This window comes from Acidaminobacter sp., from assembly GCF_030247605.1.
GTDB lineage: Bacteria > Bacillota > Clostridia > Peptostreptococcales > Acidaminobacteraceae > Acidaminobacter.
The window spans coordinates 15,091-38,006 of record NZ_JAOTSB010000006.1; the positions used below are offsets into that span (position 1 = coordinate 15,091).

General features: G+C 55.8%; 22 protein-coding genes and 1 tRNA gene. 19 read left to right on the forward strand and 4 right to left on the reverse strand.

Going from position 1 to position 22,916, the window contains the following annotated elements; genetic code table 11:
* Nucleotides 1–26: 26 nt before the first annotated feature.
* Both OEL90_RS15125 and OEL90_RS15155 read left to right on the forward strand, forming a co-directional pair.
* Nucleotides 27–2,498, forward strand: a complete 2,472-nt coding sequence (locus OEL90_RS15125; protein WP_300687274.1) for a xanthine dehydrogenase family protein molybdopterin-binding subunit — start codon at nt 27–29, stop codon at nt 2,496–2,498.
* Nucleotides 2,495–3,919: a 2Fe-2S iron-sulfur cluster-binding protein gene (locus tag OEL90_RS15155; RefSeq protein WP_331488105.1), complete on the forward strand. Its 1,425-nt coding sequence runs from the start codon at nt 2,495–2,497 to the stop codon at nt 3,917–3,919. Before OEL90_RS15125 ends, OEL90_RS15155 begins: the two co-directional genes overlap by 4 nt.
* A 406-nt stretch (nt 3,920–4,325) precedes the next feature.
* On the opposite strand, the gene OEL90_RS04465 is transcribed toward OEL90_RS15155, so the two are convergent.
* Nucleotides 4,326–5,468 (reverse strand): aminotransferase class V-fold PLP-dependent enzyme, encoded by a 1,143-nt coding sequence (locus tag OEL90_RS04465; protein ID WP_300687276.1) that lies wholly within the window; start codon nt 5,466–5,468, stop codon nt 4,326–4,328.
* 189 nt (nt 5,469–5,657) lie between these two features.
* Here OEL90_RS04465 and yedE point away from each other — a divergent pair, with 189 nt between their 5' ends.
* From yedE to OEL90_RS04480, 3 genes are read left to right on the forward strand one after another with little or no spacing between them, the layout of a single operon-like run.
* On the forward strand, nt 5,658–6,734 hold the full coding sequence (gene yedE / locus OEL90_RS04470; RefSeq protein WP_300687277.1) for a YedE family putative selenium transporter: 1,077 nt from the start codon (nt 5,658–5,660) through the stop codon (nt 6,732–6,734).
* Between the two features lies 1 nt (nt 6,735).
* A complete protein-coding gene (locus OEL90_RS04475) occupies nt 6,736–6,951 on the forward strand; it encodes a sulfurtransferase TusA family protein (protein WP_300687279.1) in 216 nt (71 codons plus the stop codon).
* 11 nt (nt 6,952–6,962) lie between these two features.
* Nucleotides 6,963–7,211 carry a DUF3343 domain-containing protein gene (locus OEL90_RS04480; RefSeq protein ID WP_291399627.1) on the forward strand — a complete coding sequence of 83 codons (249 nt, stop codon included), beginning with the start codon at nt 6,963–6,965 and terminating at the stop codon, nt 7,209–7,211.
* 258 nt (nt 7,212–7,469) lie between these two features.
* Here OEL90_RS04480 and OEL90_RS04485 read toward each other — a convergent pair whose 3' ends face one another.
* Complete coding sequence (locus OEL90_RS04485) at nt 7,470–9,026, reverse strand: ABC-F family ATP-binding cassette domain-containing protein (protein WP_291399629.1); 1,557 nt, start codon at nt 9,024–9,026, stop codon at nt 7,470–7,472.
* A gap of 297 nt (nt 9,027–9,323) precedes the next feature.
* On the opposite strand from OEL90_RS04485, the gene OEL90_RS04490 reads away from it, so the two are divergent.
* From OEL90_RS04490 to OEL90_RS04525, 8 genes are all read left to right on the forward strand, one after another.
* Nucleotides 9,324–9,605: a LysO family transporter gene (locus tag OEL90_RS04490; RefSeq protein ID WP_291399632.1), complete on the forward strand. Its 282-nt coding sequence runs from the start codon at nt 9,324–9,326 to the stop codon at nt 9,603–9,605.
* On the forward strand, nt 9,602–10,198 hold the full coding sequence (locus OEL90_RS04495; RefSeq protein WP_291399634.1) for a lysine exporter LysO family protein: 597 nt from the start codon (nt 9,602–9,604) through the stop codon (nt 10,196–10,198). The genes OEL90_RS04490 and OEL90_RS04495 overlap by 4 nt, the downstream gene beginning before the upstream one ends.
* Before the next feature lie 119 nt (nt 10,199–10,317).
* Entirely contained in the window at nt 10,318–10,845 is a 528-nt protein-coding gene (locus OEL90_RS04500; protein ID WP_291399636.1) for a ferredoxin domain-containing protein, read from the forward strand.
* A gap of 128 nt (nt 10,846–10,973) precedes the next feature.
* Nucleotides 10,974–12,893 carry an indolepyruvate ferredoxin oxidoreductase subunit alpha gene (locus OEL90_RS04505; RefSeq protein ID WP_307730852.1) on the forward strand — a complete coding sequence of 640 codons (1,920 nt, stop codon included), beginning with the start codon at nt 10,974–10,976 and terminating at the stop codon, nt 12,891–12,893.
* Nucleotides 12,893–13,477, forward strand: a complete 585-nt coding sequence (locus OEL90_RS04510; RefSeq protein ID WP_291399638.1) for a 2-oxoacid:acceptor oxidoreductase family protein — start codon at nt 12,893–12,895, stop codon at nt 13,475–13,477. Before OEL90_RS04505 ends, OEL90_RS04510 begins: the two co-directional genes overlap by 1 nt.
* 184 nt (nt 13,478–13,661) lie before the next feature.
* Nucleotides 13,662–14,645, forward strand: coding sequence for a tRNA 2-thiocytidine biosynthesis TtcA family protein (locus OEL90_RS04515; RefSeq protein ID WP_414635015.1), 984 nt, complete (start codon nt 13,662–13,664; stop codon nt 14,643–14,645).
* Nucleotides 14,638–15,270 carry a LysE/ArgO family amino acid transporter gene (locus tag OEL90_RS04520; protein ID WP_300687283.1) on the forward strand — a complete coding sequence of 211 codons (633 nt, stop codon included), beginning with the start codon at nt 14,638–14,640 and terminating at the stop codon, nt 15,268–15,270. Before OEL90_RS04515 ends, OEL90_RS04520 begins: the two co-directional genes overlap by 8 nt.
* Nucleotides 15,271–15,368: 98 nt before the next feature.
* Nucleotides 15,369–17,129 (forward strand): ABC transporter ATP-binding protein, encoded by a 1,761-nt coding sequence (locus OEL90_RS04525; RefSeq protein WP_300687285.1) that lies wholly within the window; start codon nt 15,369–15,371, stop codon nt 17,127–17,129.
* Nucleotides 17,130–17,497: 368 nt separating this feature from the next.
* On the opposite strand, the gene OEL90_RS04530 is transcribed toward OEL90_RS04525, so the two are convergent.
* Together OEL90_RS04530 and OEL90_RS04535 are read right to left on the reverse strand one after the other, a co-directional pair.
* Nucleotides 17,498–17,584: transfer RNA gene (locus tag OEL90_RS04530), tRNA-Leu, on the reverse strand.
* A 78-nt stretch (nt 17,585–17,662) separates the two neighbouring features.
* Nucleotides 17,663–18,055, reverse strand: a complete 393-nt coding sequence (locus tag OEL90_RS04535; RefSeq protein WP_291399642.1) for a DUF302 domain-containing protein — start codon at nt 18,053–18,055, stop codon at nt 17,663–17,665.
* Nucleotides 18,056–18,283: 228 nt separating this feature from the next.
* Here OEL90_RS04535 and OEL90_RS04540 point away from each other — a divergent pair, with 228 nt between their 5' ends.
* The 6 genes from OEL90_RS04540 to OEL90_RS04565 all read left to right on the forward strand — a co-directional run bounded on the left by OEL90_RS04540 (nt 18,284) and on the right by OEL90_RS04565 (nt 22,848).
* On the forward strand, nt 18,284–19,138 hold the full coding sequence (locus OEL90_RS04540; RefSeq protein ID WP_300687287.1) for a DegV family protein: 855 nt from the start codon (nt 18,284–18,286) through the stop codon (nt 19,136–19,138).
* Between the two features lie 111 nt (nt 19,139–19,249).
* A complete protein-coding gene (locus tag OEL90_RS04545; protein ID WP_300687289.1) occupies nt 19,250–20,317 on the forward strand; it encodes an ABC transporter substrate-binding protein in 1,068 nt (355 codons plus the stop codon).
* A 1-nt stretch (nt 20,318) separates the two neighbouring features.
* A complete protein-coding gene (locus OEL90_RS04550) occupies nt 20,319–21,083 on the forward strand; it encodes an ABC transporter permease (RefSeq protein WP_300687291.1) in 765 nt (254 codons plus the stop codon).
* Complete coding sequence (locus OEL90_RS04555) at nt 21,080–21,793, forward strand: ABC transporter ATP-binding protein (protein ID WP_300687293.1); 714 nt, start codon at nt 21,080–21,082, stop codon at nt 21,791–21,793. Before OEL90_RS04550 ends, OEL90_RS04555 begins: the two co-directional genes overlap by 4 nt.
* Before the next feature lie 121 nt (nt 21,794–21,914).
* Entirely contained in the window at nt 21,915–22,331 is a 417-nt protein-coding gene (locus OEL90_RS04560) for a SoxR reducing system RseC family protein (protein ID WP_291399652.1), read from the forward strand.
* Nucleotides 22,332–22,344: 13 nt separating this feature from the next.
* On the forward strand, nt 22,345–22,848 hold the full coding sequence (locus OEL90_RS04565; protein WP_300687294.1) for a hypothetical protein: 504 nt from the start codon (nt 22,345–22,347) through the stop codon (nt 22,846–22,848).
* The last annotated feature ends 68 nt before the right edge of the window (nt 22,849–22,916 follow it).

The window sequence follows — 22,916 nt, forward strand, 5'->3', positions numbered from 1 at the left end:
TCTCAATTGTGGAAGGGGCTAGGGAAGTGAACGACAAGAAAGTCGACGCAAACACGCATCACGCAATAAGCAGGTCAATCCCGCGCAAGGAAAGCCGGGACAAGGTCACCGGGCGCCAAAAGTATCTGGGGGACAACACGGAAGCCGGCGTCCTGCACGCCGCAGTCAAGGTCAGTCCGCATGCCCATGCCAAAATTCTCTCAATCAACGTAGAAAAAGCGCTTTCCATGCCCGGGGTCCAATCCGTGGTGACCGGTGAGTTCCATGCCCAAAATATTGGCCTTTATCTCGGGGACAAGCCGCCTCTTGCCCGGGTTGTGGTTCGCCATCACGGCGAGCCCGTGGCCGCGGTGGTGGCAGACACCCTGCGTCAGGCTCAGGCGGCTGCGGACCAGATCGAGGTCGTTTATGAGGTTTTGCCGATGGTCGACCGACCTTCCTCCGCACTGGCTCCGGACGCCCCGCTCCTCCACCCTGAGATGGCGGATTACGTTCACATCCCCGCGATTCTGCCGGAGCCCGGAACCAACGTGGCGAACCGCACGAAGATTCGAAAAGGCAACGCCGTGGAGGCTTTCGCGGCGGCGGAAACCATTGTAGAAGTCTCTACATCGTTCCCGCCAGGCGACCACGTGGCCATGGAACCGAGGGCGGCGCTGGTCCGCATCCACGGCAGCGGCGAGGTGGAAATCCATTCCACGACCCAGGCGCCCTTTGTGGTCAAGGGGCTGATGAGTGTCTTCTTTGGCATTGAGGAAGGCCTGATCAACGTGATCGCGCCGCCTATAGGCGGCGGCTTTGGCGGCAAAGCCGGCATTCAGCTGGAGGGGCTGGCGTATCTGCTGTCCAAATCTGTTGGCGGCCGTCCTGTCCGCCTGGTCAACACCAGGGAGCAGGACCTCCTGAGCTCTCCGGGCAACATGGGACTGGAAGCCAGGGTCAAGCTGGGCGCGGCCGGGGATGGCACGCTTTTGGCCGCAGACCTGGAATTCCTGTTCGACAGCGGCGCCTACGCGGATTACGCGGTCAACATCAGTCGGGCGGCGGCGATTTCCTGCACCGGACCATATAGAATCCCACACGTGAGCTGCGACTCGCTGTGCGTCTACACCAACCATCCCTTTGCGACGGCCTACCGGGGCTTTGGCCACGTGGAGGCTTCCTTCGCGGTTGAGAGGGCTATGGAGACGCTGGCGGACGCCTTGGGCATGGACCCTGTAGAGCTACGCCTGTGCAACGCGGTCACCGCCGGCGACACGACGCCGGTTCAAAGTGTGCTGGATGAAAGCACCGGAGACCTGAAGGGCTGTATCCGCAAAGTGGCGCAGGCGCTCCGCTGGAATGAGGGCAGCAGGCAGGTGCTGGAGGATGGTCGGATCCTGGCCAAAGCGGTGACCTGCCTCTGGAAAGCGCCGGCCATGCCGACCAACACGGACGCGGGCGCAGTGCTGACTTTTAACGGGGACGGCTCCGTCAATCTTCAGACAGGCATTGTGGAACTGGGACAGGGGACCAAGACCGGCCTGGCACAAATTGTCGCGGAGCGCCTCGGCCTGGAACCGGCACAGGTTCACCTCCAGATGACCGTAGACGCCAGGGTGGCACCTCATGACTGGGCAACTGCCGCCAGCCGCGGCTTGTTCATGGCCGGCCGGGCAGCCCTTGATGCCTGTGAGGATGCGTTAAACCAGCTTAAGAGAACGGCGTCCATTGTGCTGCGCGTGCCACCGGAGGATCTGACGGTGGCTAACAGCAGGATTTATGTCAAAGGTGAGCCTCATTTGGGGCTGCTTCTCAAAGACGTGGCACTTGGGTACACCTATTCAAACGGCAATGCCATTGAAGGCCAAGTGATTGGACGAGGCCGCTACATTTCCAGGCGGCTGACGGGAATTGACCCTGAAACGGGTGCCGGCCACCCGGATCTCGAATGGACCCTGGCGGCCCAAGGGGTTGAAGTCCTCCTGGATCCTCAAGATGGCACGTACAAGATCCTGAATGCGGCCTGCTGCCTGGATGCCGGCAAAGTCATCAACCCAGCCCTGGCGAGGGGCCAGATCGCCGGAGCCATGGCTATGGGACTGGGCTTCGCGGCCTGCGAGGGCTTTCAGTTCAACAGCCGGGGGCAGGTGCTGAATGATGATCTCCGTGACTTTAAGATCATGCGTTATGGCGATGCGCCGACCTATCACATTGAGTTTCTGGAGACGCCTCAATTGGATGGACCCTATGGGGCCAGAGGGCTGGGCGAGCAGGCTGTGATTGGCATGCCCGGTGCCCTTGCCAACGCTTTGTCCAGGGCGTCCGGCGCGCCTCTGAATCATTTGCCGCTGACGCCGGAATCCGTTTGGCTGGCTATGGCGGGCAACAAGGATTTCACAAAAAAAGAACCGGAAGAACCTGTTTCCGATGGTGACCTTCCAAACAATGCTTCCAGCAAAAACATTGAAGAAGTAGTCGAAATAGAAATATCAGAGAAGGCAGGTGGCCTCGAATGATCGCCTTTGATTTTGTATTTGAACGTCCGGTCAACCCGGAGGCTGCCTACAAGTTGTGGTCACAGGCGGTTGAGGCGGGCAAAAAGCCCCTCTATTTCAGCGGCGGTACAGAAGTGGTGACTGCCATGCGCAAAGGGACCGTCAAAGCGGACGTTGTGATTGACCTAAAGGGCATTGAAGCCTATAAGACGCTGGGAATTGGGAACAGTCCGGTGTCGGTTGACGCCCTTTGGATCGGTGGCGGCCTGGCCCTTGGGGCGCTTGAGGAAGCGTTGCCGGGGACCCTGCTGTCGGAAGTTGCCCGAGGGATTGCGGATCATACGGTGCGCGGTACGCTGACCATCGGCGGGAACATCTGTGGGCGCCTGGCTTATAGGGAAATGGCGCTGGGGCTGCTGACGCTGGGGGCGGAGGTCGTGCTCTATGGGCCGGAAGGGCTGGTGAAGCGGCCTATGGCGGAGGTGTTCCACAAGCGGCTGGAGCTGAAGGCCGGCGAGTTTTTGCTGGGGTTTGAGCTGGAGCCGGCAGCGCTGGCAGAGACACGCTATTTCAGGCGTCGCCGCCAAAAGCAGACGGATATTGATTATCCTATCTGCCACACTGTGGTGACGCGGCGGGGGGATGCTTACAGCGTGGCGGTCAGCGGGGTTTCAGCGTATGTCTGGTACGGGGAGAAGACCTCGGCGCGACTTGAGGCGGAGGCGTCGCCGGAAGCCCGGGCCATGGTCATCTGGGAGCGGCTCTCGGAACTGGCGGTGGATGACCTAAGAGCGTCGAAGGTCTACAAGCTAGGGCTGCTGAAGCGGGATCTGGTGGAGGCGTTTTCGAAGCTGGGAGATCCGGTTGAGACTGGAGCAGGAAAAGGCACCGGAGTGCGGATTGAGGATCTGGCAAGGCTTGAAGGGCGTTTGCTTGAAACTGAAGCTAAAGCTGGCAAATCATCAGCAGCGGCGTGCTATTCGGGGCTGACTGAAATTTCTGTGTCGATCAATGGCAAGCTGAGGACTTTGGCTGTGCGGCCATCCGAAACACTTTTGAATGTGCTCAGGCAGGCGGCGGGCCATACCGGCGCCAAGCCGGGGTGTGAGAACGGGGACTGCGGCGCCTGTACGGTGCTTCTGGAAGGAAGGCCGGTGAAGTCCTGCCTGATGTTGGCGGTTGAGGCAGAGGGCAGAGCGGTCATGACCGTGGAAGGGCTGGAAAATACGGCGATTCAGCAGGCCTTTATCGAGTGCGGCGGCTTCCAGTGCGGCTATTGTACTTCCGGCTTTCTGGTCAATGCCTGGGCTATGCTGGAGGCCCATCCGGAAGCGGATGAGGCGGTTCAGCGGGAGTGGCTCTCCGCCAACCTGTGTCGCTGCACCGGCTACGAAGGAATCCGGGATGCGGTGGAAAGGGCAAAGGCTAACAGACGTGCATAAACAAAGAAGACGCCGTGGGACAGTGAGCTTGCTCTCTGCCGTACGGCGTCTTCTTTGTTTATATAGGGCGCAGCTATAACCGAGCGAAGCAAGGGCGCGACCGGAGCGCAGCATGGCGGAGCAATAGGCGTCAGCAGCGACGGTGCACGTTTGGTGGTGTGAGTTTGAATTTACACCAGACACGGAGGTCGAAGTGATCTGGGTATAAAAATGAACGATAGCGCATGTGGAATGTTACATTTACATTACCGTCCCCAACTCAGAAGCTGTCCGCGTCCCCAAGCTGTGAAGTGCCTGATAAAACTAAAAAGCCCTTGCCGATGGTGGTTGGAACCGCGACCATCGGCAGGGGTTTATTTTTTGTACTTCTATGGTTTACTCAGCCACATTAGGAACACTGGGCGATTTACGCCAAAATCTTTTTCAGCGCTTCAATCAAATAATCAATCTCTTCTTCCGTATTGAAATACGAAAAGCTGAAGCGGACAGTGCCCTGGGGGAACGTACCGAGGGCTTTGTGAGCGGCCGGCGCGCAGTGCATGCCCACCCGGGTCTTGATGTCATACTCGCTGTCGAGGAGAAAGGCTATGTCCGCGTTGTCGTGGAGCTCGAAATCAATGGAGACCACCGCCGTGCGGTTATCGACACCGGACCGCCCGACCAGACGGACGCCGATGAGGTCTTTAACGCCCGCCATAAAGCGCTCTGTCAGGAGCATCTCTTTAGCGTGAATGTTATCTATGCCCGTTTTGAACAGATAGTCGAGGGCGGCGTTCAAACCGTAAATTCCCGGCAGGTTCTGGGTCCCGGACTCGAATTTGTCCGGCAGCATGGACGGCTGCTCCTCAGAATCCGAGCGGCTGCCGGTGCCGCCTTCAATCAGGGGGTCGACCAGCACCGCGAACGCCTTGTCGATGACCATTCCGCCAACGCCCTGCGGCCCGAGAAGACTTTTATGCCCGGTGAAGCAGATAGCCTTGGCTTTATTTTTTTGCAGATCGATTGGGATGACGCCGGCGGTTTGGGCCGCGTCGATCACCAAAGGAATCCCATGGGCTGCTGCGATTTCGCCAATGCGTTCAATGTCATTCACCGTGCCGCAGACATTGGATGCGTGGGTGACCAGGATCAGCTTGGTCTCTGGCCGGATCAGGCCGGGCAGGGCTGTGGTGTCGAGCTCGCCTTCCTCGTCGAAGGGCGCGCGGGTGAAGGTGACGCCGCGTTTCTCGAGGGAGACCACGGGTCGCATAACCGCATTGTGCTCAAGGCTCGAGACTATGACGTGGTCCCCGGGCTTGAGGCAGCCCTTGAGGATCAGGTTGAGGGCCTCGGTGATGTTCATGGTGAAAATGGTTTCAAAGCCTTCCGGGGCATTGAAGAGCCGCTGCAGCTTTTCGCGGCAGTCCAGCATGACGCCCGCTGCGCCCAGGGCTTCGGAATAAAAACCGCGCCCGACGTTGACGCCAATGTTTTCGATATAATCAGCGACGGCCGCGGCAACGCCCGGTGCTTTCGGAAAAGAAGTTGCGCCGTTGTCGAAATAATGCATGGTGTGTCCTCCTCTTTTATCTACTTCTAGAATACTGGATTTTTGCCGATGGTTGCTATAGAACTATTTTATCGAGAATGACTCTCAATCTATATTTGCAATTGGATGCGAAATGGTAATTGCGATATTATGGTAACTGTGAACAAAATGAACTAAATAAATTGAGGTAATGAGAGGAGTTAAGAAGTCATGAGAAAAAGCAGTATAATTGTGGCTGGGGCACTGATCGGACTGATGTCAGTGGCACTGGTCAAGTTTGGGAACCCAGCCAATATGGGCTTGTGTATTGCCTGTTTTCTGAGGGACACTGCCGGGGCGCTGGGACTACATAGGGCAGAAGTGGTGCAGTATATCCGGCCGGAAGTTATAGGCATTGTCATTGGTGCCATGGGGTCGGCTATGTACTTTAAGGAGTTTTCGGCGCGTGGGGGATCATCGCCGCTGACGCGGTTTGTCTTGGCTGTGGCAGTCATGATAGGCGCTTTGGTTTTTTTGGGATGTCCGCTTCGCATGATCCTTCGCCTCGCGGCGGGTGACTTGAACGCCCTGATAGGCCTAGCCGGCTTTGCGTGCGGTATTGGCATGGGAATAGTCTTCCTGAATAAGGGCTTTTCCCTGAAGCGGAATTATAAGCAAAACACCTTGGAAGGCAGCCTGCTGCCTGTGGTGATGATGGGGCTTTTAGGGCTGCTCGTCATAGCGCCGGCGTTTGTTTTCTTTAGCGCAGAGGGTCCAGGATCCCTGCACGCGCCGCTGCTGATTTCATTGGGGGCTGGCGTTATTGCCGGCGTGGCAGCGCAGCGGACGCGCCTTTGCACCATGGGTGGGATCCGGGACGCGATCCTTTTCAAGGACTTCTACCTGCTGATGGGTGTTGGCGCCATTCTCGTGACCGCTTTTATTGGAAATCTGGCGACTGGGACGTTTGCCCTTGGCTTTGAAAGCCAGCCTATTGCCCATACGGATGGTCTGTGGAACTTCCTAGGCCTGTTCCTGACGGGCTGGGGCAGCGTGCTGCTCGGCGGGTGCCCGCTTCGCCAGCTCATCCTCTCCGGGGAGGGCAACTCCGACTCGGCGGTGACGGTGTTTGGTCTTATTGTCGGCGCGGCGATTTCCCACAACTTTGGCCTGGCTTCCAGTGCCAAGGGCGTGACGGCGAATGGCCAAATGGCAGTGATCTTGCTGTTGGTCGTAGTAGCAGTCATTTCCGTCATGAATTTGCCGATGGTCACCGAAAAAGCCAAAGAACTCAAGGAGGCGATGTAACATGGCAGTCATCGATACCCGTGGCATGTCCTGCCCTCAGCCTGTGCTTATGACGAAAAAGGCTGTGGCGGGTTCTGGGTTGACTTCAAAAGTGGAAGTCCTCGTGGACAACGCGGCAGCGCTCGGCAATGTGACGCGCTTTCTGAAAAGCGCGGGCTTCAAGAACGTGGATGCCAGCCCGAATGGCGATGATACGCTGATTCGCGCGAGCAAATAGGCGGTCTGACAATGGCGGAAACCTATTTTGTAGCCACCTTTCACACCCATGCAGGCGCTTTGAAATTTGAGCGAAAGCTCAAGGCTTTGAATGAGGCTTGCAAGCTCTTGCCAGTCCCGAGAACGATCAGCTCCAGCTGCGGCGTCTGCGCCAGGTTTACCTATAGCGATTTTCGAAGCTTGGCCTTCGAGGACCTGGATTCAGTGTATCTGGTGGTCAGTCATGAGTATCAGCGGGTTTGGGAGAATGAGGTTTGTTGAAGAAAATGTAAGAAAAAGGAAATAGGGAAGGATGGCGGTGGCACCGCCTTCCATTAAAAAACGAGGTGTAAATTTACACCAAGCTCTGGTACAAAATTTAGATTGGTGACAGGCACCAAAGTTGAATGAGTGACAGGCACTGAAGTTGAATGAGTGACTGTCACCACGTTAATTTCTTAACTTAATTCAAGAAAAATGAAGGAAGGCGGTGCCCCCGCCTTCCTTCATTTTTTACCTTTAAACATTTTATCATAAAAACTAAAAAATCTTCGTAGTCCAATCCTCACAATTCCAAACTTCAGTCGCGACGTCGCGATAAAACTCCGGTTCGTGGCTGATGAGAAGGACGCTGCCCTTGTAGGCCTTGAGGGCTCGCTTGAGCTCTTCCTTGGCGTCCACATCCAGGTGGTTGGTCGGCTCGTCCAGGACGAGAAGGTTGGATTCGCGGTTGATCAGCTTGCACAGGCGCACCTTCGCCTGCTCACCGCCGCTGAGGACCAGCACCTTGCTCTCGATGTGCTTGTTGGTCAAACCGCATTTGGCCAGTGCGGAGCGCACTTCAAACTGATTATAGGACGGGAAGGTCTGCCAGATTTCCTCGATACAGGTGTTGTAGTTGGCTTCCTTGATCTCCTGCTCGAAATACCCAATTGACAGATAATCCCCCAGTTCTACTGTTCCGCTGATGGAAGGGATCAGTCCCAAAATACTCCTCAGAAGCGTCGTCTTACCCAGGCCGTTAGCGCCGGTCAGGGCAACTTTCTGGCCTCGTTCCAGCTGCAGGTTCAAAGGTCTCGACAGCGGCGTGTCATAACCAATCACCAGATCCGTGGTCTTGAAGACGACCTTGGCGGACGCCCTGGCTTCCTTGAAATTGAACTCCGGCTTTGGCTTATCTTTGGCCAGCTCGATCCGGTCGATCTTGTCCAGCTTTTTCTGGCGGGACATAGCCATGTTGCGGGTCGCCACGCGGGCCTTGTTCCGCTGGACGAAGTCCTCCAGATCGGAGATCTCCTGCTGCTGGCGCTTGTAGGCAGACTCCAGCTGGCTCTTCTTCATCTCGTAAACCGCCATGAAGTCCTCATACTGGCCCACATAACGATCCAGCTTCTGGTTTTCCATGTGATAGATCAGGTTGACCACCGAGTTCAGGAACGGAATGTCGTGGGTGATCAGGATGAACGCGTTCTCGTAGTTGTTCAGGTAGCGCTTGAGCCACTCGATGTGCGGCTCGTCGAGGTAGTTCGTCGGCTCGTCCAGGAGCAGAATGTCCGGCTTCTCAAGCAATAGCTTCGCAAGCAAGACCTTGGTCCGCTGACCGCCGCTAAGGTCCGCGACGCTCTTTTCGAGACCGATCTCTGACAGCCCCAGCGCGCGGGCAACTTCCTCCACCTTGGAGTCGATGTTGTAAAAGTCATTGTGATCCAGCAGGTCCTGAATAGTCCCGGTATCCTCGAGGATGTCCTCGAGCTCGTCCGGCTCCACATCCGCCATAGCCTCGAAGAGGCTGTGCATCTCCGCCTCCAGGTCGAAGAGGTACTGGAACGCCTTGTTCAGCACGTCCCGGATGGTCAGGTCCGGGCTCAGGGACGTATGCTGGTCCAGATAACCGACGCGCACGCGCTTGGACCATTCAATATTGCCCTCGTCCGGCATCAGCTTGTTCGTAATGATGTTCATAAACGAGGATTTGCCCTCGCCGTTAGCCCCGATCAGCCCAATGTGGTCACCCTTCAGCAGGCGGAACGAGACGTCCTGGAAGATGGCCCGGTCGCCAAACCCGTGGCTCAGGTTTCTGACATTCAAAATACTCATGCTCAAACTCCTTTATAATTGAGAGCACAGGCCCTCGCAGCACACCCCCGCCGCGACATCCGCATGGGGGAAATTTTCTCTTAAGTAGCATCCTTTAAAATTATATACGACTTCCGGCGGCTGTCAACTGGTGATTTCAGCGCAGAAGCCCCGTTTTGAACCTCCCTTCCAAAGACTTTTCAAAGACTTTTCAAAGACTTTGCCGATGGTCATTAAATCCTCCAAATTTCCAAAGCCGCTGTTCAAATTTTCGTGTAGAATAGAAGTAACAATTCAACAATAGGGAGAAAATTTGACATGTGGCGAATTTTGGTGTTTTTGGCGGTGGGCGTGACCATCGGCGCGGTAGTGAAGTTTGGGGAGCGGCAGAAGAAGTGGGTTGGGAGGCTTCAACAAATTGGGGTCGTCCTGCTGCTGTTTTCCATGGGGCTGTCCATAGGCCTCAATGAGGAGATTCTGGGGAACCTTCGGTCGCTGGGGATGCAGGCGTTTACCTACGCGGCGCTGACCAGTGTATTCAGCATCCTGGTGGTCTACGGACTCAGCCGGGTGCTTGTTCGGGAGGTGCGCCACAAATGATTTGGATGCTGATTGGTGCGATCGCAGCGGGGATTGGCGTGGGATACGTCGCCCTTCCGCCTGAGGCGGGAGGTCTGATTGGGGAGCTCACCCTGTGGGCGCTGAATTTTTTGATTCTGATGATTGGCATCGAGGTGGGCCAGAACCTCTCGGTGTTTAAGGAGATCCGGAAGCACGGGACCATGCTGGTGGCGATTCCCCTTGGGATCATTGCCGGCAGCGCTCTGGGGGGATTTGTATCGAGTCTGATGTTTGGCCAGCCCGCATCTACGGGGCTCGCCATAGCGGCGGGGTACGGCTGGTACAGCCTTTCCGGGATCCTGCTGACGACGCTGGACAGTGCCCAGACGGGGGCGGTGGCGTTCATGACCAATATCTTCAGGGAGCTCATGACGATCATCAGCGTGCCGTTCCTGGCAAAATATTTGAACCACTATTCGGCAATTGCCCCAGCGGGGGCGACTGCCATGGACTCGACGCTGCCGGTGATTTCGAGGTATACGGATCCTGAGGCGGCCATCATGGCGTTTTTCAGCGGGGTGGTGCTGTCTGCCCTGGTGCCGGTGCTGGTGCCGTTCTTTTACGGGTTGTAGGGTTTGCCGGGATGTCAATTTTGCGGGTGGCTGGGTTAGGTGACCATCGGCTGAAGCTTTGAAGGGAACAGGTTAGGCGGGCCGAGGGGTCAGCTGTCGAAAATCAGGGAGGGTTAACAGTGAAAAACAACAATGTCTATCACGATGCGGTATTGAGAACGGCTCAGGATATGTGCGTGGCGGCTAAGACGGCGCCAAAGGGGCGCGGCGTGGATCATATTGAAACGGTGGTTTTGTCTGGGGCGGAGGCTTTGGAGCCGCTGGCAGAGCGCATGAAGGCGATTGGTGAAGAGGGCGGCGCGGCGTTTTTTGTCCGGGACGCGGCCAACGTTCTGAATTCGGAGGCGGTGGTGCTCATAGGCACGACGCTGTCTCAGCGCGGGGTGCCCCTCTGCGGGATGTGCGGGTATAAGGACTGCGGGGCGAGCAAGGCCGCGGGCGGGATCTGCACCTTCGACGTGACAGACCTGGGCATTGCGGTGGGGTCGGCGGTGTCACTGGCGGCGGATCGACGGGTGGACAACCGGGTGATGTTTTCTATTGGGAAGGCGGCGGTTGAGCTGGGTCTTTTTGAGTCTGAGGTTAAGATTGCGTATGGGATGCCGCTGTCGGTCAAGGGGAAGAGCCCTTATTTTGACAGAGGGTAATCGAATTTGTTGGCTGTGTTGGATGCGAATTCTGACTTGGAAGACAGCGTAATACAATTTGAAATTTCTTGTGCTTGAGCAGGCGTGATAGGGAACTTAAGGCAATAGTCTTTGAGGGAGGGATCTTCTTGGAAGTCAAGCTGATGACAGGGAATGAGGCGGCGGCCCGGGGGTTTTACGAGGCCGGCGGTCTGGTGGCGTCAAGCTATCCGGGCTCACCGACAGTAGAGCTGCTGGAGGCGGTCCGGGCGTATTCACCAGAGGTCTATGCAGAGTTTTCCGTCAATGAGAAGGTGGCGTTGGAGGTCGGGATTGGCGCGTCCTTCACGGGGGCTAGGGCCATGGTATCCATGAAGCATGTGGGGGTCAACATAGCCATGGATCCACTCATGACGTTTACGCAAACGCCTATTCAGGGTGGATTTTTGCTGGTGTCAGGGGAAGACCCCGGCATGGCGTCCTCCCAAAACGAGCAGGATAACCGGGTGCTGGGGAAATTCGCCAATATGGCGATTCTGGATCCGGGCTCTTCCCAGGAAGCCAAGGACTTTGCCAAGCTTGGGTTTTCCCTCAGCGAGGACTATGGTCTGCCGGTTATGCTCCGCATGACAAGCCGGGTCTGCCACAGCCGGGGGCCGGTTGAAGAATTGGAGCGGGAAGTTCGGGACATCTCGGGCTTTTCCAAGATCCCGGAGGATTTTGGCATGGTGCCGCCCAACACGTTTCCAAAGCAATTTGAGATGAAAAAGCGCATCGAGCGCTTGACGGCGGAAGCCTGCGGATGGGACATCAACTTCCTTGAGGTTTGGGAGGGAGATGGGAGAAACTCGGTGCAGCGGCTAGCGCCTATCGACCCCCAGTTTCTCTCTCCGCACAAGACCCTGATTATCACCTCGGGGCTATTGTACTACAACCTGAAAGAGCTGGAGGCGCCTGTCGACATATACAAGCTGGGCATGGTGTATCCGCTGCCAATAGAAGCACTCCGGTCTCTGGCAGAGGATTACGAGCAGGTGCTGGTTCTGGAGGAGCTGACGCCGTTCATTGAGAACGAGCTCAAGATCCACGGCATTGCCTGTGAAGGCAAAAAATACTTCAGCTTTACCGGAGAGCTGCATACGGAGCTGATTGAGGCGGGGCTGGTGAAAGCCGGTGTCCTTAAGGCAGCGAATTATGAGACCGCCGGAGAAGTGGACACAGTAGCCCGGATTTCCATGTTCTGCGCGGGCTGTCCGCACCGGCCGGTGTTTGACATACTGAAGAAGAACAAAATCAGCGTGATTGGCGATATTGGCTGCTACTCCCTGGCGGTGCTGGAGCCGCTGCATATGCTGAATACGATTATTAGTATGGGGGCGACCATCGGCATAATGAAGGGCATGAGCAAGGCGCTGTCCCTCAGTGGGAAGGCGGAGCCACTGGTCAGCGTGATTGGGGACGGCACGTTTTTCCACTCGGGCATGACGGGAGCGCTGAACCTGCTGCACCAGCTGGATCCGGCAGCCAACCTGACGCTGATCATCCTGAACAACGGGACCACAGCCATGACAGGCGGCCAGATGACCGCCACCTCCGGCAGCTACACGAAGGACTGGGACATGAACACCTCCATTCCGGAGCTGCTGAAGGCCATGGGCTTCCCGAGAGTCAGGGTCGTGGACCAGTTTGACTACAAGGGGGCCAAGGCGGCCATTGAGGAGGAGCTGAAGTTTGAGGGGCTGTCCATCGTGATGACCACCCGGCCGTGTGCCCTCAATTTCAAGATCCGCGAGCCTTATTTCGTCGTGGACCCGCAGATTTGTATTGGCTGCCGCAGCTGTGTCAAAACCAATTGCCCGCCGATAGTCATGAAAGCCTACAACGGCATCGAAAAGCTCAAATCTTCCATTGACCCGGACCTTTGCGTGGGCTGCTCGGTCTGTTCACAAGTGTGCCCGGTCAGCGCGATTTCGCGTGTCGGGGACAAAGGCCGAAACGGGGAAAAAGCCTCAACGCTGGTTGAAGCCCTGCCGGCGGACAAGTCTCCGGAAGAAGGGGGGAAGCGGTGATGGTTAAAAACATTATGCTGGGCGGCGTCGGCGGCCAGGGGCTCGTCATGACGACGGCCATTATCAGCGAGGCTGCTTTCCTGGCTGGCTTCGACGTCAAGACGAACGACGTGATCGGGCTGTCTCAGCGGGGCGGCAAGGTATGGGGCAGCGTGCGCTATGGGGAAGAGGTCTTTTCGCCTAACATTGCGCCTGGCCGCGCGGATGTGCTGTTGGCTCTGGAGGCGCTGGAAGGCCTGCGGTGGAGCGGGTTCGTGAAGGCTGGCGGCGTGGTGATCCTGAATACTGCGAAGATTCCGCCGGTGCCTGTGATTACGGAGAAGGCGGCGTATCCGGAGGACATCGAAGGGTTGATTGCGGGGGATGGCCAGAGAGCGGTCGAGGTCAGGGCGGTCAATGCGCTGGAAGAGGCCCGGAAGCTGGGTAATTTGAAAGTGGTGAATATGGTGACTATCGGTATGCTCTCTGCAGTGCTGGAGGACATTCCGGTGGACTGCTGGCGCCAAGCCATAGAGGCTCACGTGCCGGAAAAGACGCTGGCGCTGAACCTGAAAGCATTTGATCTTGGGCGCGAGATCAGGTAACATTGAAAAGATGAGAAGTGTTTTTACTGCCGCGCGGTGCCGGGCCAATCTTTGAGTCCGGTGCCGCGTCTTGGCGTCGTGAATATGTAATTTTTATGAGGTGAAGAGGTTGAAGGAAATAGAAGCATTTGGACAAGCGGTGTCAGACACCGTCCTTTCAAACGCGGCGGATACTGGACCCGGTATCGCGGGGCCTGGGCTGTCCGGGCCGGGCTGCGAGATCATTGAGCCGGAGGGGCCGCTGAAGTCGCTGCGGGAGATCGAACGCAGTCTAACGAAGACTTACAAGAAGGACCTGTGGTCCAAGTTTGTGCAGGCCATCAACGACTATGACATGCTTAAGCCCGGGGACAAGGTGGCAGTGGCCATTTCCGGGGGCAAGGACAGCATGCTGATGGCGAAGCTGTTCCAAGAGCTGAAGCGCCATCAGAAGTTCCCCTTTGAGGTGGAATTCATCTCCATGGATCCGGGATATCATCCGGAGATCCGTAAACTGATGGAGGAGAACTGCCGGCACCTGGGGATTCAACTGGAAATCTTTGATAAGAAGGTCTTTGAATCCATTGAAAAGCTCGCGTCGGATTATCCCTGCTACCTCTGTGCGAAGATGAGACGGGGGATCCTTTACAAGAAAGCCCGGGAGCTGGGATGCAACAAAGTGGCGCTGGGGCATCACCACGACGACGTCATTGAGACGACCCTGCTGAATTTGTTCTTCCAGGGGACCTTCGGGACTATGATGCCTAAGCTGAAATCCACCAATTATCCTGGCATAGAACTGATTAGGCCGATGTACTACATCCGCGAAAAGGACATCCTGAGGTTCACCCAGTCCTCAGGCATCTGGCCGCTGAACTGCGCCTGCATGGTAGCCGCCAAGCGGACTTCGAACCGCCGCTACGAGCTGAAGGCGCTGCTTGAGACTCTGAAGACCATGAACCCGGATGTGGAGAAGTGCCTCTTCCACGCGGCGGAAAACGTGGATATGGGGATGGTCCTGGGCTGGCGCAAGGACGGCGCCGTGCACTCTTTCCTGGACGCCTATGAGGAAAGGATGCCTAAGAGCTGGCTGGAAATGGACAATGAGGCTGGTTCAGGAACTGACGGCGCCTCTGCCGGCTATTTGGATGAGACAGTCATTAATAGGGGAGGCGATCAAGATGAATAGCCTGTTTCAGGGCTTCCTGCTGGGGCTGGCCTATGTGGCGCCAATTGGCATGCAGAATCTCAATGTCATCAATTCCGCCCTGACTATGGATCGATGGCGGGCGCTCATGGTGGCCTGGATCACGGTTCTCTTTGACATTTCCCTGGCGGTGGTATGTTTTCTGGGCGTGGGCACCCTTGTTGGGGCCAATGACCTGATTCGCGCGGCCTTTCTTCTCGTGGGCGGCATTATGGTCGTCAGTATTGGCGTGAGTATCATGCGGTCGACACCGAAGCTGGAAACAGACCGGACGCCAAAGACGATCCAGGCCATAGCGCTGACCTGCTTTGTGGTGACCTGGATGAACCCCCAGGCGCTGATTGACGGCTCGCTGCTCCTTGGCGGGATGAAGGCCACGCTGACGGCAGCCCAGGGCAACCTGTTTCTCCTTGGCGTCTGCGCGGCGTCCATGACTTGGTTTACGGGGCTTTCCCTGGTTACAAACCACTTCAACAAACTGATCGACCTGAAGGTGCTCAAAATAGTGAACCTGGTCTGCGGTGTCATTGTGATCTACTTTGGCCTCAAGCTGTTCGTCAGCTTTTATGGGCTGATTCCAACTGTCATGGCAGCGCTGGGGCGGTAGATTTTCGCTTTGGTGACGCGGACGGCTTTCAACTTGGTGACGCGGACAAAAACCAATTTGGGGACGGTAATGAATTTGTAATAAAAGGAGATTCCTATATGATCAAACGGTTTGCCGGATACTTCCGGCCGCACCTTCACTTATTCGTACTCGACATGGTCTTCGCGTTTCTGATCGCGGCCATTGACCTGGTGTTCCCGGTCTTGTCCCGTCAGATCGTCAACGACTTCATTCCCAATCAAAACCTGGCTATGCTGATCAACTACTCGCTGATCGCCCTGGGCCTCTTCGTAATCCGGATGTTCAGCTCCTATGTCGTGGGCTACTGGGGCCACATCATGGGCGCCAGAATCGAGGTCGACATGAAGCGGGACCTCTTCACCCACATGCAGAAGCTCCACCACAAGTTCTTCGACAAGAACCGGACCGGCCAGATCATGAACCGCTTCACCGGCGACCTGTTCGAGGTCGCGGAGCTGGCCCATCACGGCCCGGAGGATCTCTTCATCTCCGCCGTCATGCTGCTGGGCAGCTTTTTCATCCTGCTGACCATCAACGTACCTCTGACTCTGATCGTCTTCTCTTTCATTGCGATCCTCATCATCTTCACCCTCTGGCGCCGCGTCGCCATGCTGAAGGCCTTCCGCGCCCAAAAGGCCCGGCACGCCGACCTCAACTCCAAGCTTGAGAACAGCGTCACCGGCATCCGCCTGGCCAAAGCTTTCTCCAACGAAGGCTACGAGCAGGACCGGTTTGAATACTACAACCGCCAGTACTACGAGTCCAAAGGTCAATCCTTCTTCCAAATGAGCATCTTCATGATGGTCAACGGCTTTCTCACCGATCTCCTCAACCTGGCTGTGATCGCTGTGGGCGGATACTTCGTCTTCATGAGCTGGATCAACCTGGGGGACCTGCTGGCCTACATCCTCTACGTCAGCTTCATGCTCAAGCCGGTCCGCCGCCTGATGGAATTCACCCAGCAGCTGCAGCTTGGCCTTTCGGGTCTTGAGCGCTTCGCGGAAATCATGGACACCGACCCCGAGATCGTCGATGCGCCTGACGCCGTAGACCTTGACGACATCAAAGGCGAGATCGAATTTGACAACGTCTCCTTCCGCTATAACCAGGAGGATAGCGACGTCCTGAAGGCGTTCACCCTGAAGATCAAGCCCGGCGAGAAAGTGGCCATTGTGGGGGCTTCGGGGGTGGGCAAGACGACCATCGCCCAACTCGTTCCCAGGTTTTATGAGATCCAGGAAGGCGCCATCCGCCTGGACGGCAAGGACATCAGAAAAATCAAGCTCAGCGCTTTGAGGGACAAGATTGGCATAGTCAGCCAGGACGTCCTGATCTTCTATGGCACCATCAAGGAGAACATCCTCTACGGCCGCCCGAACGCCACCGACGACGAGGTCTTCGAGGCCGCCAGGCGCGCCAACATCCACAACTTCATCCTCTCCCTGGACAAGGGCTACGAGACCATTGTGGGCGAGCGCGGCATCATGCTCTCCGGCGGCCAGAAGCAGCGCCTCTCCATTGCCCGCCTTTTCCTGAAGAATCCCGAGATTCTGATCCTCGACGAGGCCACCAGCGCCCTGGATAATGAGAACGAAGCCATTGTCCAGCGCTCCTTAGAAGCTTTAGCCGATGGTCGCACCGCCATCATCATAGCCCACCGTCTATCGACCCTCCGCAGCTCTGACCGGATCATTGTCCTGGATCAGGGCAAAATCGCAGAAGAGGGCACCGAAGATGAGCTCCTGGAGCAAAAAGGAATCTACTGGCAGCTCCGAAGACTAGGTCTCGGCGAAAGCGACTCAAGTCTGATTCTGGCAGCGGAGAGTGCGGCGCTTTAGGAAAACTGAAAAAATCAAAAGGAAAAGAGGCGCCCGCGGGCGCCTCTTTCGTGTTTTGTGAGGGGTAATCATACTTGTTCGGAAGTGAAGTTCGGAGGGCTGGTGAATCCATTGATATAACAAGCTTTCCACATTTTTCGAGTTTTTTTAATCAAAAAAAACACATTTTTCTATATAAATCACCGCATTCAAAACACATTTTTCGTTGTTTTTTGACCGAAGATTTCACATTTTTAAGCAATCAGGACAAAGCTTCAGGTTGGTGACGCGGACAACTTTCAACTTGGGGACGGTAATGATTTTGTAACATTCGCAATCTTCAAAATAAAAAAGCGATCCCTCAGGATCGCTTTTCCATTTTCTCAGTTTGGTGCGAGAGGCGGGATTTGAACCCGCACGAGCATTAGCCCGCTACCCCCTCAAGATAGTGCGTCTGCCAGTTTCGCCACTCTCGCCCGCAAATCAGAACAAAACTAATGTTAAAGCATAATGGGCGAAGTGTCAACGGTTTATTATAAAATATTTTAATTTTTTTATCTTGCCTTCACCAAAGCGTCCTCAAGTACCGCTTCAACTTCGTGGGCTACAGCCATCAAAGCGGGGCTGGCGGCTTCCATCAGAAGAACCGTCGGTTTGAGGAGCCCCATCCGGGTCTTGCCCTCCTTGACATAGACCACTGCGCGGCAAGGCAGGAAATAGCCGGTTTCAATGTCTTCTTCAAGTGCCACTTTTGCCTTAGAAGGATTGCAGACCTCGAGAAGATGGAACTCAATGTCCGCTTCGATGCCTTTTTCTTTCAATTTTTCTTTGAAGTCCAGCTCCCAAAGCACCCCAAAGCTTTGCTTGGCGAGCTCCGCCTTGAGGGCCTCAATGGCCTGCGCCGGTGTTTTGTCCGTTAGTACGCTATATTTTACGGAGTTCATCATGCTGTTGCCTCCTTTAGTGTTTTGGTAATTCTTACCCAAAGCAGAGCGCTTCAAAAACTTAATCCTTGAAACCTGCCTGTCGGATATTGAAAAAAACCTGACAAATGGTTAACATGGTAGGTGATGATGGTTTTATAAAGACTTGAAGCCGAGAGAATTGAACCTCTGCCTGAAGGGTGTGGGTGGGTGACCATCGGCAAAAACTTATTTTTGAAAGGAGACGATCACATGATTCGACTCGTAACGGACAGCGCTTCCGACCTGTCCTATGACCTGATCGCGGAATATAATCTCAGCGTCGCGCCGCTCCTCGTCCATGATGACGAGCACCAGTACCGGGACGCGGTGGACATTCAGCCTAAAACGGTTTACGACCGCATGCGCGGGGGCCAGAGCTTCAAGACCTCCCAAGCGACACCGGAATCCTTCCTGGAGATCTTTAAATCCTTTTCGGACGAGGATGAAGTCCTGTATCTGGCGTTCTCCTCCGGTCTGTCCGGCACCTACAACTCCGGCCTGATCGCCCGGGACCTCTACAAGGAGGAGGGTGGCAAGGCGAGAATCGAGATTCTGGATACCCAGGCGGCGTCGGGGGCTTTTGGCCTGATCGTCTATGAAGTCGCGAAGCGCGCCAAGGCGGGCACTGATTTCGAAGGGCTCCTTGCCTATGCCCAGTCCCTGATTCCGCGCAGCGAGCACCTGTTTACGGTGGACGACCTGGAATATCTCTTCAGGGGAGGCCGATTGTCACGTTCATCCGCCCTCATAGGCGGGCTTCTGAACATAAAGCCAATCCTGACAGTAGCAGAGGGCAAGCTGACGCCTCTCGAGAAGACCCGCGGCCGCCTGAAATCCATCAAACGGATTTCCGAGCTGATGGGCGAGCGGACGGACGGCAATCTCAAAGGGCAGACGGTGTTCATTTATCACGGTGACGACCTGGAAGCGGCCCACAAGCTGCAGGAGCTGATCCGGGAAGCCTACGGCGCGGAGTCCTTTATCATTGGTGAGGTCGGCGCGGTTATAGGCGCTCATACCGGACCGGGGGTCCTGGCGGCCTTTTACCTGAAGCCGGTCGAATAAAAGCGAACCAAACTCAAGCTGCTTCTGCCAGACAAACGCCCTGCACGTGCCTGCGCGGCGTTTTTTCTGTAAGAAAGGCCCTTTGGGGCAAATACGATAAGGCGGTGCATTATGACATTCAAATCCATTCACAAACAGGTTAAAGGAACTCGCAGTTTTTTTGCTCTTTTGTTGGTATTATCTCTGACGCTGGGCCTCTTGGCGGGCTGCGCCCCTAAGGCTGAAACTCCTGAGGCGGCTCCGGCACCTGCGCCTGCAGAACCGGCAGCCATTGAAACGCCAATCAAGGTAGCGGCACTGAAAGGCCCAACAGGTATGGGTCTCGTTTACCTCATGGGCGGGCCGGATGAGGCCAGACCTTATGAGTTCAGCTTATTTGGCGCGCCGGATGAACTCGTTGGAAAAATTGTCAGCGGAGAGGTCGACATGGCGGCAGTGCCGACAAACCTCGCGGCGTCCCTCTATAAAAAGACGGAAGGCGGCGTGCGCTATATTGCTACGAACACCCTGGGCGTCAACTACGTGCTGACCACCGATCCGTCGATTGACAGCTTTGAGGCGCTGAGGGGCAAGACCATCGGCATCAGCGGTCTTGGGACTACAGCGGAGTTTATTTTCAGACACCTGCTCACCGAAAACGGCATTGATCCGGAAAAGGATGTCACACTTGACTTTTCGCTTCAGCATGCGGACCTGGCATCAATGCTGACAGCGGGTAAAGTTGATATTGCGGTGCTGCCGCAGCCTTTCGTGACGACATCCATGATGGCCAACGAAAATATTAAGATTGCTATAGACTTAACGGCGGCCTGGGCAGAAGTGGAAGGTAAGGACGCGGTTCTTCCTACCGGCGGTATGATCGTGAGAACGGACTATCTGGAAGCGCATCCTGAGGCAGTGCAGCGCTTTTTGACGGACTACGCGGCTTCTGTGGAGCAGGTCAACGCGGACCCTAAGGCGGCGTCGCTGCTGGTAGAGCAGTTCGGGATTCTGCCTAAGGCAGCCATCGCAGAGAAGGCTATTCCAATGTCCAATATCGTCTTTATCAACGCAGAGGATTCGAAGACGTTCCTGATGTCGTTCTTTGAGATTATGATGGCTTATGATCCTAAGACCATCGGCGGGGCTATGCCGGATGATGCGTTGTTCGCGCCTGCTGATCTTTCAACGGTGAAATAAAGTGGCGACCGGCAAAAGTCTAAGCCGGATCGCGGGGGGAATTGGAGTAGCTGTCTTCTGGATGCTGCTCTGGCACGCGGGGTACCGGCTCGTGGGGTCGTCGCTGATTCTGCCTTCGCCACTGAGCGTGTTTGCCAGGCTTTCTACGCTGATTTTTGAGCAGGATTTCCTGCTGGCGGTTCTGTGGTCAGTCTATCGCGTGGTGATGAGTCTGGTTCTGGCGGTTGGCCTTGGGGTAATCCTGGGGGGCGTTTCCTTTGTGTCGCCGGTACTGCGAAGGCTGATCGCGCCTGCCATGCTGGCGATTAGGAGCGCGCCGGTGGTGTCTTTTATAGTCCTGGCCACGCTGTGGGTGGACTCGAATTATGTTCCAATTCTAATTTCAATTTTAATGTGCCTCCCGGTGGTTTGGGGCAACGTACTGCAGGGGCTTAGGGCAGTGGATGAGCGATTGGTGGAGATGGCGACGCTGTATGGCGTCAGGCGTGCCAGGGTATGGAAGCAGCTCTACCTGCGGTCGGTCTGGCCTTATCTGAGCGCGGCACTCTTTACGTGCCTGGGTCTTGGCTTCAAGGTCACCGTGGCGGCAGAGGTCCTGACTAGTCCCCGTTATGCCATTGGTTACCGGCTCTATGTCAGCAAGCTATACTTGGACACAGAAGAGGCTTATGCCTGGACCTTTGTGATTTTAATCCTGAGCCTGCTGTTTGAGGTTTGGTTGAAGGTATTCCTGAATCGTCTGCGTAAGAGGAGGGAAACGGCATGATTCAAGCTGAAGCGTTGTCGAAGAAAAAGGGCGGAACCGTCATCCTGAATGAGTTTTCTCTTGAGATTAAGACGGGGCGGGTCACCGCGCTCCTGGGGCCATCGGGAAGTGGGAAGACCACTCTGTTGAGGCTGCTGGGGGGGATAGACCTCCCGGATCAAGGCGTCCTTCGCGGTCTTCCTGAAACAGGGCCGGCCTTTGTCTTCCAGGATCACCGAGTCATCCCCTGGCTGAATGTGGAGGAGAACGTTGCCTTTGCTTTGCCGGAGGACTGGACAGCGGAGCAGCGAGAGCAAGCGATCGACGAGAGTCTGACGCTGACGCGCCTGACGTCTCTCAGGCGGCGTCTGCCAAACGCCCTCAGCGGCGGCCAGGCGAGCCGGATTGATCTGGCGCGGGCGCTGGCGACCGGCCGGCGTCTGATGCTGCTTGATGAACCTTTTAAAGGTCTCGACCTGGAGCTTAAGCTTGAGCTGATGGAGGACTTCGGGATCATTATGTCACAGTCAGAGGTGACAGCAGTTTTAGTCACCCATGATCTAGACGAGGCGCTCCTGACGGCGGACACTGTTGTGGTGGTCAGCGGGCCGCCGCTGCGGATTGTGGAGGTGCTTGAAGTCCCTCTGGCCAAGGTTGGCAGATCCATGTTTGATCCGACGCTTAATGCACTGAGACAAAGGCTGTATCGTTTGCTGGTGAGTGAAAAGTGAGGGCAATTTGAGAATCGCTCTCAAAAAAAGTCACACTTTTTCCTGAAAAGGGGTATAATTTAAATAGGACCCCGTACACAGGGGGTTCCTAAACATCAACCTGAATCAGGAGGCTTTAAAAATGGAAAAAAACGGACTTGTTGTCGGACTCCGGGGGAGTAAGGCTATCATAGAAATAGCGCGCATGTCGAGCTGCGGAGACAAATGCGCGACCTGCGCAGGCGGATGCAGTACACCGCCTCTGGTGGTAGAGGTGGACAACGCGCTTCAGGCAAAACAAGGGGATTTTGTAGTCCTCGAGGCGCCGGAGCACGCGATCATCCAATCGACTATGATTATGTACACGCTTCCGCTGGTAGTCTTTATTCTGGGCGTAGTCCTGGGCATGCAGGTGTTCGCGGGTTTTGTGCCGGCGAATCCTGAGCTGGTGGGAATCCTGACAGGCTTCATATTTCTTGTGTTTGCCTATGTCGGAATTGCCTTGTTTCGAAAAGATAAGCAGATCTTAAAAATGCGGACGATCCTGAAAAAACTGTGAGGTGCATGGATCCATGAAAGGCAAATGGATGGGCTTGGCGTTCATTGTCATAGGCGCGCTGCTGCTCTTAAAGAACGTGTTCAGCTTTGATTTCGATGTGACGCTGTTTGTGCTGGGCGGACTGTTTCTGGCCGCCTATTTTGGGGTTCAGAAGAATGGCGGCCGCAACATTGGATTTTTGATTCCGGGTTCCATCCTTTTATTCCTGGGCTTCAATGATTTGATGCAGTCGCTGAATCTGCTGCCCAGGTCACTCGAAAGCATGGCACCTCTTGTCTTTATTGGTCTGTCTTTTGTGGTTATTTATGTGGCCAGTTCAGTCCTCGGTCCGAAAACAGCCCACTGGGCGCTTTTAGTGGGGGCCATTCTGCTGGTCATTGCAGCATTGACCTTTGTGGCAGAGAATCACTGGATCTCCCGTGAGGTATTAGCGCTCTACGGGTTGCCGGCGGTGCTGATCCTTGTGGGTGTGGTCATTCTGCTGAGGGCTGTCAGCGGTGCAGGGCGAAAATCATAGGGTTGGCTGTAAGATGTTTTGAACCCCCGCAGGCGCGTGCCGGCGGGGGTTTTTCAAAAGAGGGGGAA

Excerpts from the sequence above, each read along its gene's own strand:
- OEL90_RS15155 (WP_331488105.1), top strand. The coding sequence starts at position 2,495 with ATGATCGCCTTTGATTTTGTATTTGAACGTCCGGTCAACCCGGAGGCT.
- OEL90_RS04465 (WP_300687276.1), bottom strand. The coding sequence starts at position 5,468 with ATGCATTATTTCGACAACGGCGCAACTTCTTTTCCGAAAGCACCGGGC.
- yedE (WP_300687277.1), top strand. The coding sequence starts at position 5,658 with ATGAGAAAAAGCAGTATAATTGTGGCTGGGGCACTGATCGGACTGATG.
- OEL90_RS04475 (WP_300687279.1), top strand. The coding sequence starts at position 6,736 with ATGGCAGTCATCGATACCCGTGGCATGTCCTGCCCTCAGCCTGTGCTT.
- OEL90_RS04480 (WP_291399627.1), top strand. The coding sequence starts at position 6,963 with ATGGCGGAAACCTATTTTGTAGCCACCTTTCACACCCATGCAGGCGCT.
- OEL90_RS04485 (WP_291399629.1), bottom strand. The coding sequence starts at position 9,026 with ATGAGTATTTTGAATGTCAGAAACCTGAGCCACGGGTTTGGCGACCGG.
- OEL90_RS04490 (WP_291399632.1), top strand. The coding sequence starts at position 9,324 with ATGTGGCGAATTTTGGTGTTTTTGGCGGTGGGCGTGACCATCGGCGCG.
- OEL90_RS04495 (WP_291399634.1), top strand. The coding sequence starts at position 9,602 with ATGATTTGGATGCTGATTGGTGCGATCGCAGCGGGGATTGGCGTGGGA.
- OEL90_RS04510 (WP_291399638.1), top strand. The coding sequence starts at position 12,893 with ATGGTTAAAAACATTATGCTGGGCGGCGTCGGCGGCCAGGGGCTCGTC.
- OEL90_RS04520 (WP_300687283.1), top strand. The coding sequence starts at position 14,638 with ATGAATAGCCTGTTTCAGGGCTTCCTGCTGGGGCTGGCCTATGTGGCG.
- OEL90_RS04525 (WP_300687285.1), top strand. The coding sequence starts at position 15,369 with ATGATCAAACGGTTTGCCGGATACTTCCGGCCGCACCTTCACTTATTC.
- OEL90_RS04535 (WP_291399642.1), bottom strand. The coding sequence starts at position 18,055 with ATGATGAACTCCGTAAAATATAGCGTACTAACGGACAAAACACCGGCG.
- OEL90_RS04540 (WP_300687287.1), top strand. The coding sequence starts at position 18,284 with ATGATTCGACTCGTAACGGACAGCGCTTCCGACCTGTCCTATGACCTG.
- OEL90_RS04545 (WP_300687289.1), top strand. The coding sequence starts at position 19,250 with ATGACATTCAAATCCATTCACAAACAGGTTAAAGGAACTCGCAGTTTT.
- OEL90_RS04555 (WP_300687293.1), top strand. The coding sequence starts at position 21,080 with ATGATTCAAGCTGAAGCGTTGTCGAAGAAAAAGGGCGGAACCGTCATC.
- OEL90_RS04560 (WP_291399652.1), top strand. The coding sequence starts at position 21,915 with ATGGAAAAAAACGGACTTGTTGTCGGACTCCGGGGGAGTAAGGCTATC.
- OEL90_RS04565 (WP_300687294.1), top strand. The coding sequence starts at position 22,345 with ATGAAAGGCAAATGGATGGGCTTGGCGTTCATTGTCATAGGCGCGCTG.